14 protein-coding genes are annotated in these 13,289 nt (G+C 45.2%); all 14 read right to left on the bottom strand.

Annotated elements, in window-relative coordinates; all coding sequences use genetic code 11:
• Positions 1-27 precede the first annotated feature (27 nt).
• The 14 genes from EKG38_RS01965 to tsaE all read right to left on the bottom strand — a co-directional run bounded on the left by EKG38_RS01965 (position 28) and on the right by tsaE (position 13,256).
• Positions 28-636 carry an anthranilate synthase component II gene (locus EKG38_RS01965; RefSeq protein ID WP_126518164.1) on the bottom strand — a complete coding sequence of 203 codons (609 nt, stop codon included), beginning with the start codon at positions 634-636 and terminating at the stop codon, positions 28-30.
• A 186-nt stretch (positions 637-822) separates the two neighbouring features.
• The gene (locus EKG38_RS01960) at positions 823-1,278 is read right to left on the bottom strand and encodes a ClpXP protease specificity-enhancing factor (RefSeq protein WP_126518162.1); all 456 of its coding nucleotides are present in this window, start codon (positions 1,276-1,278) and stop codon (positions 823-825) included.
• A complete protein-coding gene (sspA, locus tag EKG38_RS01955; RefSeq protein ID WP_012141151.1) occupies positions 1,278-1,907 on the bottom strand; it encodes a stringent starvation protein SspA in 630 nt (209 codons plus the stop codon). Before sspA ends, EKG38_RS01960 begins: the two co-directional genes overlap by 1 nt.
• A gap of 107 nt (positions 1,908-2,014) precedes the next feature.
• Positions 2,015-2,740 (bottom strand): cytochrome c1, encoded by a 726-nt coding sequence (locus tag EKG38_RS01950; RefSeq protein WP_126518159.1) that lies wholly within the window; start codon positions 2,738-2,740, stop codon positions 2,015-2,017.
• Positions 2,740-3,954 carry a cytochrome b gene (locus tag EKG38_RS01945; protein WP_126518157.1) on the bottom strand — a complete coding sequence of 405 codons (1,215 nt, stop codon included), beginning with the start codon at positions 3,952-3,954 and terminating at the stop codon, positions 2,740-2,742. The genes EKG38_RS01950 and EKG38_RS01945 overlap by 1 nt, the downstream gene beginning before the upstream one ends.
• Positions 3,954-4,544, bottom strand: coding sequence for a ubiquinol-cytochrome c reductase iron-sulfur subunit (gene petA, locus EKG38_RS01940; RefSeq protein ID WP_012141148.1), 591 nt, complete (start codon positions 4,542-4,544; stop codon positions 3,954-3,956). Before petA ends, EKG38_RS01945 begins: the two co-directional genes overlap by 1 nt.
• A 327-nt stretch (positions 4,545-4,871) precedes the next feature.
• Positions 4,872-5,750, bottom strand: coding sequence for a protease modulator HflC (gene hflC / locus EKG38_RS01935; protein ID WP_126518155.1), 879 nt, complete (start codon positions 5,748-5,750; stop codon positions 4,872-4,874).
• Between the two features lie 2 nt (positions 5,751-5,752).
• Positions 5,753-6,898: an FtsH protease activity modulator HflK gene (gene hflK, locus EKG38_RS01930; RefSeq protein WP_126518153.1), complete on the bottom strand. Its 1,146-nt coding sequence runs from the start codon at positions 6,896-6,898 to the stop codon at positions 5,753-5,755.
• Positions 6,899-6,942: 44 nt separating this feature from the next.
• Positions 6,943-8,241, bottom strand: coding sequence for a ribosome rescue GTPase HflX (gene hflX, locus EKG38_RS01925; protein ID WP_126518151.1), 1,299 nt, complete (start codon positions 8,239-8,241; stop codon positions 6,943-6,945).
• Between the two features lie 19 nt (positions 8,242-8,260).
• A complete protein-coding gene (gene hfq / locus EKG38_RS01920; RefSeq protein ID WP_126518149.1) occupies positions 8,261-8,542 on the bottom strand; it encodes an RNA chaperone Hfq in 282 nt (93 codons plus the stop codon).
• A gap of 93 nt (positions 8,543-8,635) precedes the next feature.
• The gene (miaA, locus tag EKG38_RS01915; RefSeq protein ID WP_185826765.1) at positions 8,636-9,547 is read right to left on the bottom strand and encodes a tRNA (adenosine(37)-N6)-dimethylallyltransferase MiaA; all 912 of its coding nucleotides are present in this window, start codon (positions 9,545-9,547) and stop codon (positions 8,636-8,638) included.
• A gap of 7 nt (positions 9,548-9,554) precedes the next feature.
• Positions 9,555-11,420 carry a DNA mismatch repair endonuclease MutL gene (gene mutL, locus EKG38_RS01910; RefSeq protein ID WP_126518145.1) on the bottom strand — a complete coding sequence of 622 codons (1,866 nt, stop codon included), beginning with the start codon at positions 11,418-11,420 and terminating at the stop codon, positions 9,555-9,557.
• A 52-nt stretch (positions 11,421-11,472) separates the two neighbouring features.
• A complete protein-coding gene (locus EKG38_RS01905) occupies positions 11,473-12,795 on the bottom strand; it encodes an N-acetylmuramoyl-L-alanine amidase (protein ID WP_126518143.1) in 1,323 nt (440 codons plus the stop codon).
• A gap of 2 nt (positions 12,796-12,797) precedes the next feature.
• Positions 12,798-13,256, bottom strand: a complete 459-nt coding sequence (gene tsaE, locus EKG38_RS01900; protein WP_126518141.1) for a tRNA (adenosine(37)-N6)-threonylcarbamoyltransferase complex ATPase subunit type 1 TsaE — start codon at positions 13,254-13,256, stop codon at positions 12,798-12,800.
• Positions 13,257-13,289: the final 33 nt, after the last annotated feature.

Raw genomic sequence — 13,289 nt, 5'->3', positions numbered from 1 at the left:
CACTGAAACAGTCGCGGCTAAAGCCGCTCATACATGAGAAATATCAACCGCTGCAATAACCTGAGCCTCAAGCTCTAAAAAGTTATGCAAAAGCTCATGGCCTTGCTCGGTAAGCACAGACTCGGGGTGAAACTGAACCCCATAGATAGGCAAGGTCTTATGTCTCATGGCCATGATCTCCATGCCGTGAACCGGATCGTCATACCAGGCATCCAACTTAAACTGCTCGGGCACTGAGTCTACCAGCAGGGAGTGATAACGCGTCACTGTCAGTGGGTTATTAAGCTTAGAAAATAGTCCTTCACCCAGATGTTCTATGACACTCGTTTTACCATGCATGACCCGCTTCGCTCGAATCACATTCGCACCAAATACTTGTGCGATAGCTTGATGACCCAAGCAGACACCCAATACCGGTAATTTGCCGGCAAAATATTCTATCGCTGACAGTGAAACCCCCGCTTCGTTGGGGGTACAGGGACCCGGAGAGATCACTAAGTGAGTCGGTTTCAACGATGCAATCTGTTCAATAGTGATCTCATCATTACGCTTAACAACGACCTCTTGACCTAGTTGCTGAAAATACTGCACTAGATTGAAGGTAAACGAGTCGTAATTATCGATCATCAAGAGCATAGAGGTTCCGATATCCTATAGATGAAATATGTCATTATAATTGGCCGCAGATGCTACCACAGTGCGAAGCCTTGATCACCTCACTCGATAAACCTTGAGTGATCTTAAGCCAATAATCTTAAAGATGAGATACTGCAAGCATAAAAAAAGCCAGTCATTGACTGGCTTTTTCGGGAGGGTAAGAAACTACTTAACCAATGTGAGGTGACCTCGACGCTTAGGTTCTGGTGCTTGAGGAGCTTCTTCTGTCAGCACAGGATCATCAGTTGCTTCTTCAACAACGGTTAATCCTGCTTCAACAGACTCATCTTCAAGTTGATATGCTTCTTCCATATCAAAAACCGTACCTGCACCATTTTCTCTGGCATAGATAGCAACAATTGCAGCCATTGGCAAAACAACTTGCTGAGGAACACCACCAAAACGAGCACTGAACTCAATAAAATCATGTCCAATCTGTAGGTTGCCTACAGCTGAAGCGGTAATATTAAGTACAATTTGACCATCTTTCACATACTGTTGTGGAACCTGAGTACCCGGCACATAGGCGTCGACGACAACATGTGGCGTTAACTCATTATCCATCAACCAGTCATAATATGCTTGCAGCAAGTATGGACGGTTCGGGGTCATAGGTTTCATTAGATACCCATGCGCATTTCGCGCTCGGTCTCAGTTAAAGATGCTTTAAATGACTCACGATCGAACAAGCGTGTCATGTAGGCCTTAACTTCTTTAGCTGTACGCATATCTAGCTCGATACCGAGTACAGGTAAACGCCATAGCAGTGGACCAAGATAGCAATCGGCCAATCCAAACTCTTCGGCCATAAAGTATGGCATCTCAGAGAATACCGGAGCGATAGCGGTTAGGCTCTCTTTAAGCTCTTTGCGGGCTTCATCGGCACGATCACCACTTCTGATACGATCGACTAATGAGTACCAATCAGTTTCGATACGGTTCATCATTAAACGTGTACGACCACGAGATACCGGATAAACGGGCATAAGAGGCGGATGCGGGAAACGCTCGTCCAAGTACTCCATGATGATACGAGAGTTATAAAGCACTAACTCGCGGTCAACTAGTGTAGGCACTGTGTTATAAGGGTTTAGTTCGATTAAATCTTCAGGCATCTCACTTGGATCAACCTGTAGCACATCAACAGTTACCCCCTTTTCAGCCAAGACGATACGAACTTGGTGACTATAGAGATCATCTGCACCTGAATACAGGGTCATGATTGAGCGTTTATTGGCAGCAACAGCCATTGATACCCTCCGGGACTAAGAAGTAAAAGCAAAAAAACAAAAAGCAAACGAGGGGCAAAGCCCCCCGTTTACAATATGCGGATAATACATTCTAACCTTTAAAGGGGTTAGTGTACATCTTTCCAGTACTCTTTCTTCAACAGATAAGCGATGACGAAAAAGATAAACAGGAAGCCCATCACCCACCAACCTAAGCTTTCACGCTCAAGTTTTACAGGGTCCCCTGAGTAAACCAGGAATCCAGTGATGTCGCGTACCACTTGGTCATACTCTTCAGCCGATAGCTTACCGCCAGTGGCAACCAAAGTAGTCACTTCAGTCCCGTCTTCCTGCTTAACAACTTGCTTTACAGGAAGTCCTTGCAGATATTCGAGAACATGAGGCATACCTACTGCGGGAAAGACTGTATTGTTGACACCAAAAGGACGGTTCTCATCTTTATAAAAGCCCTTCAAGTAAGTGTAAACCCAATCTTCACCACGAACTCGTGCAACTAAAGTCAGATCCGGTGGCGTAGCACCAAACCATCTAGCCGCATCGACTTCCGGTATCGCATTCTGCATCAGATCGCCAGGCTTAGCATTCTCATCGAACATATACTTGCTTCGCATATCATCGATAGAAATGTCTAAATCTTCGGCAACACGGCTATAACGTTGATACTGAGTGCTGTGACAGCCAGAGCAGTTGTGTTGAAACAGACCAACACCGCGCTGCAAAGACTCTTTGTCATTTAGATCAATATTAGCACTCTCTAAGTGTACGTGTGATCCGCCAGCAGCAAACGCTAGAGATGGAACTAAGGTAACTAATGCAATAAGTAATTTTTTCATTAGTGAGTCAACCTCTCAGGAACAGGCTTAGTCTTCTCATTCTTACTGTAAATCCAAAGCAGTAGGAAGAAACCGAAGTAAGTCAGAGTAAAGATACGCGCAGCAATTGTCAGTTCAGGCGTCGCAGGGACTGCACCTAAATAACCCAAGACAACAAATGACACGGCAAACTGGCCAATATTCAACTTATGGATCAAGCTACGGTAACGAACGGACTTAACTTTACAACGATCTAACCAAGGCAGTACAAACAGAACTGCAATCGCAAGCCCCATGCCGACGACACCTAATAACTTATCAGGAATCGCACGTAAGATGGCGTAGAAAGGAGTGAAGTACCAGACTGGTGCAATATGCTCAGGCGTCTTCATCGGGTTAGCCGCTTCGAAGTTTGGCCCTTCGAGGAAGTAACCGCCGCCTTCAGGCATGAAGAAGAGTACATAACAGAAGACGATTAAGAAGCCAGCGGTTCCTAAAATATCTTTAACTGTGTAGTAAGGGTGGAATGGGATACCATCTTTAGGCCAGCCATTCTCGTCTTTGTTCTTCTTAATCTCGATACCATCGGGGTTATTTGAACCCACTTCGTGCAAGGCAATCAAGTGTAGGAAAACCAATACAACCAAAACCAGCGGCAGTGCGATGACATGCAAGGCAAAGAAGCGGTTCAATGTCGCTCCGGAGACGACGAAGTCACCTCGGATCCACAGTGTTAAGTCATCACCGATAACCGGGATAGCGCCAAACAATGAGATAATGACCTGTGCGCCCCAGTAAGACATCTGTCCCCAAGGTAGCAAGTAACCCATAAAGGCTTCCGCCATCAACACGAGGAAGATAAGCATACCGAAGAGCCAGAGTAGTTCTCTGGGCTTCTGGTAAGAGCCGTAGATTAAGCCACGGAACATGTGCAGATAGATAACGACAAAAAATGCCGAGGCACCGGTAGAGTGCATATAACGCAACAACCAACCGTACTCAACATCACGCATAATATATTCGATCGATGCAAACGCACCTTCGGCCGTTGGCACATAGTTCATTGTCAGCCAGATACCCGTTAGTAACTGGTTAACCAGTACCAACATAGCTAATGAACCAAAGAAATACCAAAAGTTAAAGTTAGTCGGCGTCGCATAGTGACCAATATGACGGTTATAGGTGGCCGTCATAGGGATGCGAGCATCGATCCAATCAACAATATTCTTAACCATTAGACTGCTCCCTGATCAACACCGATGATGACATTACCATCGTCGATATACTGGTGAGGTGGAACGACCAGGTTCAATGGAGCCGGAACCCCCTGGAATACTCGACCGGCCATATCAAACTTGGAACCATGACATGGGCAGAAGAAACCGGAAGGTACACCCTCAACCTGCTCACCAAAGGTGTCAGGCAGATAGGTAGGAGAACAACCTAAGTGAGTACATAAACCTACGGCAATAAAGTACTCAGGATTGATAGAGCGAACGGCGTTTTGAGCATAAGCAGGCTGTTGCTCTTCTGCTGATGCTGGATCGCGTAATTGGTCATCAAGAGTGGCGAGGTTTTTCAAGATCTCTTCAGTACGACGTACAACCCATACAGGCTTTCCACGCCATTCTACACGGATCAGCTGACCCGGCTCTACTTTACTAATATTTACTTCAACCGGCGCACCTGCAGCTTTCGCTTTGGCACTCGGATTCCATGACTTTATAAAAGGAACCGCTACAGCGACGGCACCTACACCACCTACTACGGCAGTGGCTGCAGTCAGAAATCTGCGACGTCCGGTATCGACTGGCGCATTGCTCATCCACTTATCTCCAGAGAGTGTTGGAATTTTTATTTTAAATATTTTTTGAAAATCGGGTTACACCCCAAAGCTCAAAATTCTAATTTGAAGCGGGGCTCATTATACCCAAAAATTTGAGCTGGATCATAGTAAAACTATAAACAAAGTTAACTAAGGTAGGAAAATACCGAGTTCGGCTCATAAATCATCTGAATTTAGAGGTAATTTTGCTGAAAATGTATCAGAATGAAGGGGAAAACAAGAATAACATTTATCACTAAATTAGTGAGTTAGGGTGAGTAAGCAAAAAAAAGCCCGACCAGAGTCGGGCTTTTAATTCAAATGGTATTATTTACCTTGAGAGCTCTTCATATACTTGAAGAACTCGCTATCTGGCTCTAGTACCATCACGTTAGAGTCACTCTCGAAGCTTGACTTATAAGCTTCAAGACTACGCACGAAACTATAAAACTCAGGATCTTGAGAGAAAGCATCGGCATAAATTTTAGCGGCTGTTGCATCACCTTCGCCTCGAACTTCAAGCGCTTTACGTTGAGCCTCAGCTAACATGATGGTGACCGAAGCATCAGTCTTAGCACGAATGATCTCAGCCTGCTCCATACCTTGCGCTCTGTGCTCTTTCGCTACCGCAGTACGCTCTGCACGCATACGTTGATAGATACTCGAACTCACGTTTGCCGGTAGGTTAATCTGCTTCACTCGCACATCGACGACTTCAATACCCAGATCCGCAGCACTTTCAGATGCGTTCTTCAATGCATCTTGCTGTAGCTCGTCACGGCTACCGGAAACGATCTCTTTGATCGTGCGGCGACCAAACTCGGTACGAAGGTCGTTATTGATCTTACGCTGAAGTAGAGACTCGGCATTGGCTTTAATACCGCCATTAGTCGACAGATAATACTTTTCGTGATCAAGAATTCGCCACTTCACATAAGAATCGACCATAAGGTCTTTCTTCTCTGATGTCACGAATCTATCAGCAGCACCATCCATCGTCTGGATACGCGAATCAAGAAACTTAATCTTATCGATCATAGGCAACTTAATATGCAAACCAGGTTCATAGATGCGAGTCACGCCATCATCTTTTAAGATCTTACCGAATCGAGAAACGATCGCTCTCTCGCCTTCGTTAACAATCAAAATAGAGGACAAGAACACTGCCACAAGTACCGCTGCAATAATCGCAGTTAATCTACCCATTCTTAATTCCTCCCTTGGCGAGTTCTATCGCTGCGAGACGGACGAGAATCGAGCGGCAAACTGTTCTGACCAACAATCTCATTTGATGAGCTCATCGATGAATTAGAACTCATTGTACGAGGCTTAGTATTCGACTGACTCTTCTGCATCAGCTTATCTAAAGGCAGATACATCATGTTGCCACTACTCTTAGCATCCACTAACACCTTGCTCGTGCCACTTAATACTTCCTGCATAGCGTCTAAGTACAAACGCTCACGCGTCACTCCCGGCGCAGCCTTATACTCAGGTAACAACAAGTTGAATTTAGCAACTTTACCTTTGGATTCTAAGACTTCACGCTGTTTATAAGCGTTAGCCTGCTGCTCCATGCGCTGAACCTGACCACGAGCCTTAGGTTCGATAGCGCGGGCATAAGCCTCGGCTTCACGAATAAAGCGCTGCTCATCTTCCTGTGCAGAGATAGCATCATCGAATGCATCCTTCACCTCTTCAGGTGGACGTGCAGGCAAGAAGTTAACGTCAACAATGTTAATACCTAGCTTATAAGGCTCGATAATACGCTCGACCTCCTCCCAGGTATCACGGCGGATCTGATCACGCCCCGTCGTTAAGATGTCATCCATTTTGTTATGGCCGACAACGTAACGCAACGCACTGTCTGTTGCTTCACGCAAGCTTGCATTAGCATCAACAGCACTGAACAGGAAGCGGTATGCATCGACAACTCGATACTGAACATCGAGTTCAACTAAAACCACATTCTCATCAGCCGTCAGCATGCTTCCTGAAGCAGGAATTGAGCGAACAGTACTCACATTCACCGGATAAACGTCATCGATGAAGGTCGCTTTCCATTGTAAGCCAGGATCGACTTCACCAATGTACTCACCGAACCTCAAGGCAACACCTCTCTCAGCTTCCTTGACGGTATAGAAACCCGAAAGTCCCCATACTACAAGTGCGATGCCCAAGACAATGACAAGACCAAATGAGCTGACTCCAGGTCCTGACCCACTGCCTTTTCTACCACCAAAGCGTTTCGAGATATTACGAAAAACTTCATCGAGATCTGGTGGTCCCTTATCGTTACCGTTTTTATTCCCCCAAGGGTCTTTTCCCTTGTTACCGGGCTCGTTCCAAGCCATTTAGCACTCCATAGGTACGTGAAATAAATGAGATTACTAAAAACCTACTCAACTGCCGTATTCTCGACAACAAAGGTCTCTAACTCCCCTTGGCTCTGTTTCATCAGTCGTCGCCAATCGGCCTCCAACAAACGAACAGATAAGATACAGTTCCCCAGATCGTCGTACTCTTTCTGCTGTATCACATCAAGTCTGTAAAACTGACCAAGATAATGTCCAGCTGTTGCTGGAATTTGCAAGGTTAATTCTAAATTCGTCTTACCAACAAGATCGTTGATAGCTTCCTTTAGTTGTTCCAAACCTTTTTGCTGCTGGGCAGATACCCAGACTCGTGTCGGTATGCCTTCGGAGTCATAATCGATCTTCGGGCTTACATCCTCTAACAGGTCAATCTTATTACAAACGACCAATTGCGGAATCTCTTCGGCACCTATCTCTTTGAGCACTTTTTGAACTTGCTCAAAGTTATCTCCCATATCCTCATCGGCACAATCAACAATATGAAGTAAAAGATCCGCTTCTCGTGTCTCTTGTAATGTTGCCTTAAATGCTGCCACTAAATCATGGGGTAGGTGGCGAATAAAACCAACGGTATCAGCTAAAATAATCCCACCATCTCTTAACTCTAACTTTCTCAAGGTAGGATCAAGTGTGGCAAAAAGCTGATCGGCGGCATATACATCTGATGCCGTTAGCGAATTAAACAGTGTAGATTTGCCGGCATTGGTATATCCGACCAAAGATACAGTAGCTAAATCACTACGGCGTCTCGCGCGTCGGCTCTGCTCTCGCTGCTTATCTACTTTATCCAAACGACGGTTAATCGTTCTGATCCGTCCACGTAACAAACGTCTATCAGTTTCGAGCTGAGTTTCCCCAGGTCCCCGAAGACCGATTCCGCCTTTTTGCCTCTCAAGATGGGTCCAGCCGCGTATCAGGCGTGTCGACATATGGCGTAACTGCGCTAGCTCCACCTGCAACTTACCTTCGTACGTGCGTGCCCTCTGGGCAAAAATATCTAAAATGAGAGTAGTGCGGTCCAGCACACGACATTGGCATAACTGCTCAAGATTTCGCTCCTGAGCGGGACTCAGTGCATGATTAAAAATCACCACATTTGCTTCTGTCGCTGCAACCAATGCAGCTAACTCTTCGGCCTTTCCCGAACCTACGAAGAATTTTCGGTCCGGTGATCGGCGACTTCCTGTTATCACCCCGATTGACTGGGCTCCTGCCGACTCTACCAATAATTGGAGTTCGACTAGATCCTCCCTACTATCCTCATCGGGAAAGTCGATATGGACAAGAACCGCATTCTCTCCCGCCTCATAACGCTCAAACAAAAAGCAAACTCCTTATCAATTATTGGTCGTTGTTATCTTCTTGCTGACCATTAAAACCGCCAGCTGGGCTAGGTGCCGCAGTATGACTGTTAACGTTAAATGGGCGAGCAGGCACAACTGTAGAGATAGCGTGCTTGTAAACCATTTGGCTTACCGTGTTTTTCAACAAAATAACAAATTGGTCAAATGACTCAACTTGTCCTTGTAACTTAATGCCATTAACAAGATAAATTGAAACAGGAACGCGCTCACGGCGCAGTGCGTTCAAAAACGGGTCTTGTAAAGATTGCCCCTTTGCCATTTTATAATTTCCTTTTTATTTAAAATAAGTAGTAAAACTAATACAACCTAACTTTTTGTTTGGTTTTAGTATTATATAGTGAAGCCTAATTAGCTAGCGACAATGTCGCAATACGGTATTTAGATTAGAATCTACACCACTTTCCAGCCAATTTAACTCAGGCCAGCCTCTCAACCATGTTAATTGACGCTTGGCTAATTGCCTAGTAGCAACAATGGCTTTTTCGACCATCGTATCATAGTCGTATTCACCATCCAGATATTGCCAGCACTGTCTATAACCTACACACCTCATCGAAGGAAGCGTCAGATTCAGGTCACCTCGTTCTTTCAGGGCGCGAACTTCATCTACGAAACCTTGATTTAACATCAATTTGAATCTTTCTTCTATAGAAAAATGTAACACTTTTCGATCTTTTGGTGATATCGCAAATTGAACGACATCATAAGGCAGAGGCTCTGACTTAATTTGACTCAATTCGGTTAGTGACTTTCCACTGATCCTGCATACTTCCAGCGCCCTGATTAACCTTTGAGGGTCGTTGGGATGAATACGTTCAGCTGAGACAGGATCAAGCCGTTTAAGTTCATCATGCATATCTAGCCACCCACGCTGCTCTGCCTCTGTGGCAATTTGTGCACGGACAGCTTCATCGGCACCAGGAAGTGGTGAAAGCCCTTCCAATAAAGCCTTAAAATACATCATGGTTCCACCAACTAACAGTGGTGTTTTCCCAGCCTTTAGTATCAGTTCTATTTCACGCAGCGCATCGTTTCTGAAATCGGCTGCCGAATAACTTTCTGCCGGATCCCGTATATCTATCAATCTATGCGGCGCAGCGGCAAGTTCATCGGCACTGGGTTTCGCAGTACCGATATCCATTGAGCGGTAGATAAGTGCAGAATCAACTGAAATAATTTCACAGTTGTGCTTTTGAACCAAGTCAATCGCTAATGCCGTTTTGCCTGAGGCGGTAGGCCCCATTAACGTCAAGATTTTTGGCATATTCTGTTCAGTCACTCGGGTGCTCTTCCAGCCATGATTGCCAAGGTAAAACCTTAGCCTTCTTAATTAATTCATCCCGGTCATTGTCATCTAACTGACTAAACGCTAACCAGGTATCCGGTGCAGACTCAAATCGCTTATCGTCATGTTTTGCAAGCCAGGAAGCCAATGCTTCATTATTCGGTTCTTCGAACCTGAGCCACTGTAGTAAATCTGGTATCACTGTTACTAATTGGCTCTGTCTTAAATATGGGGGCACTTTCTTTATAATCAACTGCCCGAGACGAATTGTTACTTCAATTCCTATTTTTCTGAGCATTAATTCTCTTTCGGCCAGTGTATCACTCCAAATCTCGTCCATAGCGATAGAAACCGGCATCAATAATGGTTGGCTAACCAGACCACTATCGAGTTTATTTGAAATTTCGTGTTGCAAAAGCCAGGTCGATACAATTTTAATGGGCAGTAATAACAGCAACTCTTCCTGAGTCAGGACCCAATACTTACCCGCCAAGATTGGCGGCATTGCTGCATTTGCTTGAAGCTCCTTGTTCCCTCTATTCTCTTGAACCACATTCGGTGTCTTTAATAGCTCTCCATAGGATGCTATCGCCTCGGCACTGGGCAATTCAGCTTGTGGGCGATAAGATGAAGGCGCACCTCCCCCCGAGCCCTGCGCCTTGGAAGCATAAGAAGGCATAGCCGAAATAGGTGAAGAAAAGCGCTCACGGCTTGCTTCCGTGCCTGGTGAAGTCTGATGTGAATAATCATGTCGTGAATGACCGGACTCAGCAACGCCATAGCCGCTATTTCCTGTCTCATTAGTCTGTGGACGAGAATCTGTATCGCGCTTATTCGTTGAATCGATAGCTAACCTACCGACTTGATGAAGAGCCGATTGTAGGGCTTGAAAAATATAGTCATGCACGTAACGACTCTGATGAAACCTAACTTCATGTTTTGCCGGGTGAACATTAACATCCACCTGATGTGGGTCTAGCTCAAGCATCAATACATAGCTTGCTTGCTCCCCGGTCACATGCTCGGCAAATGCTTGTCTGACGGCGTGATTAACCAGCCTGTCACGTACCAACCTGCCATTAACATAAAAATATTGAGTATCACTCGCCGGCGTTTCAAAAAAAGGAGATTGAATATAGCCTGTTAACTTAAGATCATCGTGCTGACAGTTAATCTCTATCGCTTGCTCAGCAAACTTTTTGCCACTGATCTGAGCTAAACGCTGCAGATATTGCTCTTGAGTGTCGGTAGCTCGATAGTTTCGCACCACCTTGCCGTTGTGCTTGAGGGTGAAGTGAATATCGCTGCGCACCAAGGCAATACGTTTAAGCCACTCATCGATATGGGTGAATTCTGTTTTATCACTCTTAAGAAATCGTCTTCTCGCAGGCGTATTGAAAAACAGATCGACAGCTTCAACGGTCGAGCCCACCGGATGAGCGGCAGGTATCACTTTCACCGCCATATCAGAGCCTTCAGCATAGGCTTGCCAGGCTTCAACTTGGTTGGCTGTTCGGGAAGTTAAGGTTAACCGGGAAACGGAGCTGATACTCGCTAACGCCTCACCACGAAACCCGAAGCTGAGGATAGCGTCAAGATCATCGAGAGAGCTGAGTTTTGAGGTGGCGTGTCTCGACAGGGCAAGGCCTAGCTCTTCTTTTGAGATCCCAGAGCCATTGTCGTGAATTTTAATCAGCTTACTGCCGCCTTTCTCGATCTCTATATCGACGCGAGTGGCACCGGCATCCAGACTATTTTCAACCAGCTCTTTAATCACAGAGGCGGGTCTTTCGACAACTTCCCCCGCCGCTATTTGGTTTGCCAATTGCGGCGGTAATATCTGTATTGTCATAATATTTTGACTCTTGAAGCTAAGGCTATAAACGTCCTTGCAACGGATGGGCTTAAGCCCTTGGTATAACCAACTTTTGACCAATACGCAACGTATTTGATTTTAACCCGTTGGCGTTCTTAATACTGGTTATTGAAACTTGATACTTGTGCGCTATGACTGACAATGATTCACCTTTACGGACATTATGCTTAAACGAACCTTTACTTGCCATCAAGGAATTTACCGGGGGGTTCGATTCAAAATAGCGCAATACGCCTTTCTGTACCGCCTTGGCAATATTGTTTTGATGCTCCCTTTGTGACAAGAGTCGCTCCTCTTTATGATTGGATATAAAGCCGGTTTCAACCAAAATCGAAGGAATATCGGGTGATTTGAGTACTGCAAAACTAGCGGACTCAGGTTTATGCTTATGCAGTTTAGTCACCTTGCCTAAATTGGAAAGGACATCGTCGGCAATGTTATGACTAATCGCCATAGATCTATCCATAGACATATCTAATAAAGTCATAGCCAGATATTGTTCATTGTCAGTACTTTGAATTATCTCACCCGCTCCGCCTAATAGCTCAGAATGCTTCTCTTTTTGCTCGAGCCATCGACCGATTTCACTATTCGCGCGACGCATAGATAGCACCCAAACTGAAGCGCCTCTGGGTTGAGAGGAGGTGAATGCATCCGCGTGAATAGAAACTAAGAGATCGGCTTTACTGTTTCGTGCGATTTCAGATCGCTTATTAAGATTAACAAAATAATCCCCTGTGCGAGTCATTACAGCTTTCATGCCTGGTGTTGCATTTATCTTTGCTTGGACTTTTTTCGCAATTTCTAAAACAACTTTTTTCTCGTATATCCCCGTCGGACCTATGGAACCGGGATCATCCCCGCCATGGCCGGCATCGATTGCCACGATGACATCACGCAGTCTTTGTTTAGGTTGGCTCGTTTTTTTAGCTGTCGATACTGAACGGCTATCGTCAAGGTCGACGACTAATCGATTACCATAAGGCGCCGTGGGTGGCAGCGCAAACAGACTCGCTTTAACTGGCTTAGTCAAATCAATAACCAGCCTGAGCGTTCCCTTCGAAGGGGGCTTGCTAATACGAACTCTTTTTACAATTTTACTATTGTTTGCCAGCTTCTTGAGGTTCAGGGAAGTCGATGTCCCCTTAAGGTCGACGACCAAACGATAGGGATCGGTTAGCGTGAAATGGGTAAAACTAGGCGCCTTACTCAAATCAAAAACAACCCGAGTCGATTCCGGAGCGGCCCATATCCTCACGCCATCTAGCTTAGTTGCACTTTGGGCAAAAAAAGAGACACAAAGAGAAAATGTAACCAATAGCAACTTTAAAATAAAATCAGTTCTTATCATTGTTATTTGAGTTTACTCAATAGTTGCTGACCCTTATCTGATCCAGATGAAATTTCAACTTCTCTACGATCACCGACATAATTAATTTGCAGGCTAATATCGGCCTCGGGTAATAGACCATGACCTCGGTCGGGCCATTCGACAATACAGATACTTTTTTCAGTAAAATAATCTCTGATCCCCATGAATTCAAGCTCTTCAGGATCGCTTAATCGATAAAGGTCAAAATGATAGAGATCGATATTATCAAACTCATAAGGTTCGACTAATGCATAAGTTGGGCTCTTCACGGCTCCTTTGTGCCCTAAGCCTTGAATGAGACCACGGCTCAAGGTTGTCTTACCCGCACCCAATTCGCCAGACAAGTTCAGCAACAGAGGTGGAGAAACAATTGCCGCTAGTCGCTTACCAAGATCTACCGTATCTTGTTCATTATCGAGATAGACTTTTACTGATGTCATTGTATTGAGCTTACTAACCTAAAGTTGTTCCGA

Source organism: Shewanella canadensis (genome assembly GCF_003966225.1).
GTDB lineage: Bacteria > Pseudomonadota > Gammaproteobacteria > Enterobacterales > Shewanellaceae > Shewanella > Shewanella canadensis.
Note: the sequence above shows the minus strand (reverse complement) of the source record. Positions and strands in the feature narration are given on the sequence as shown.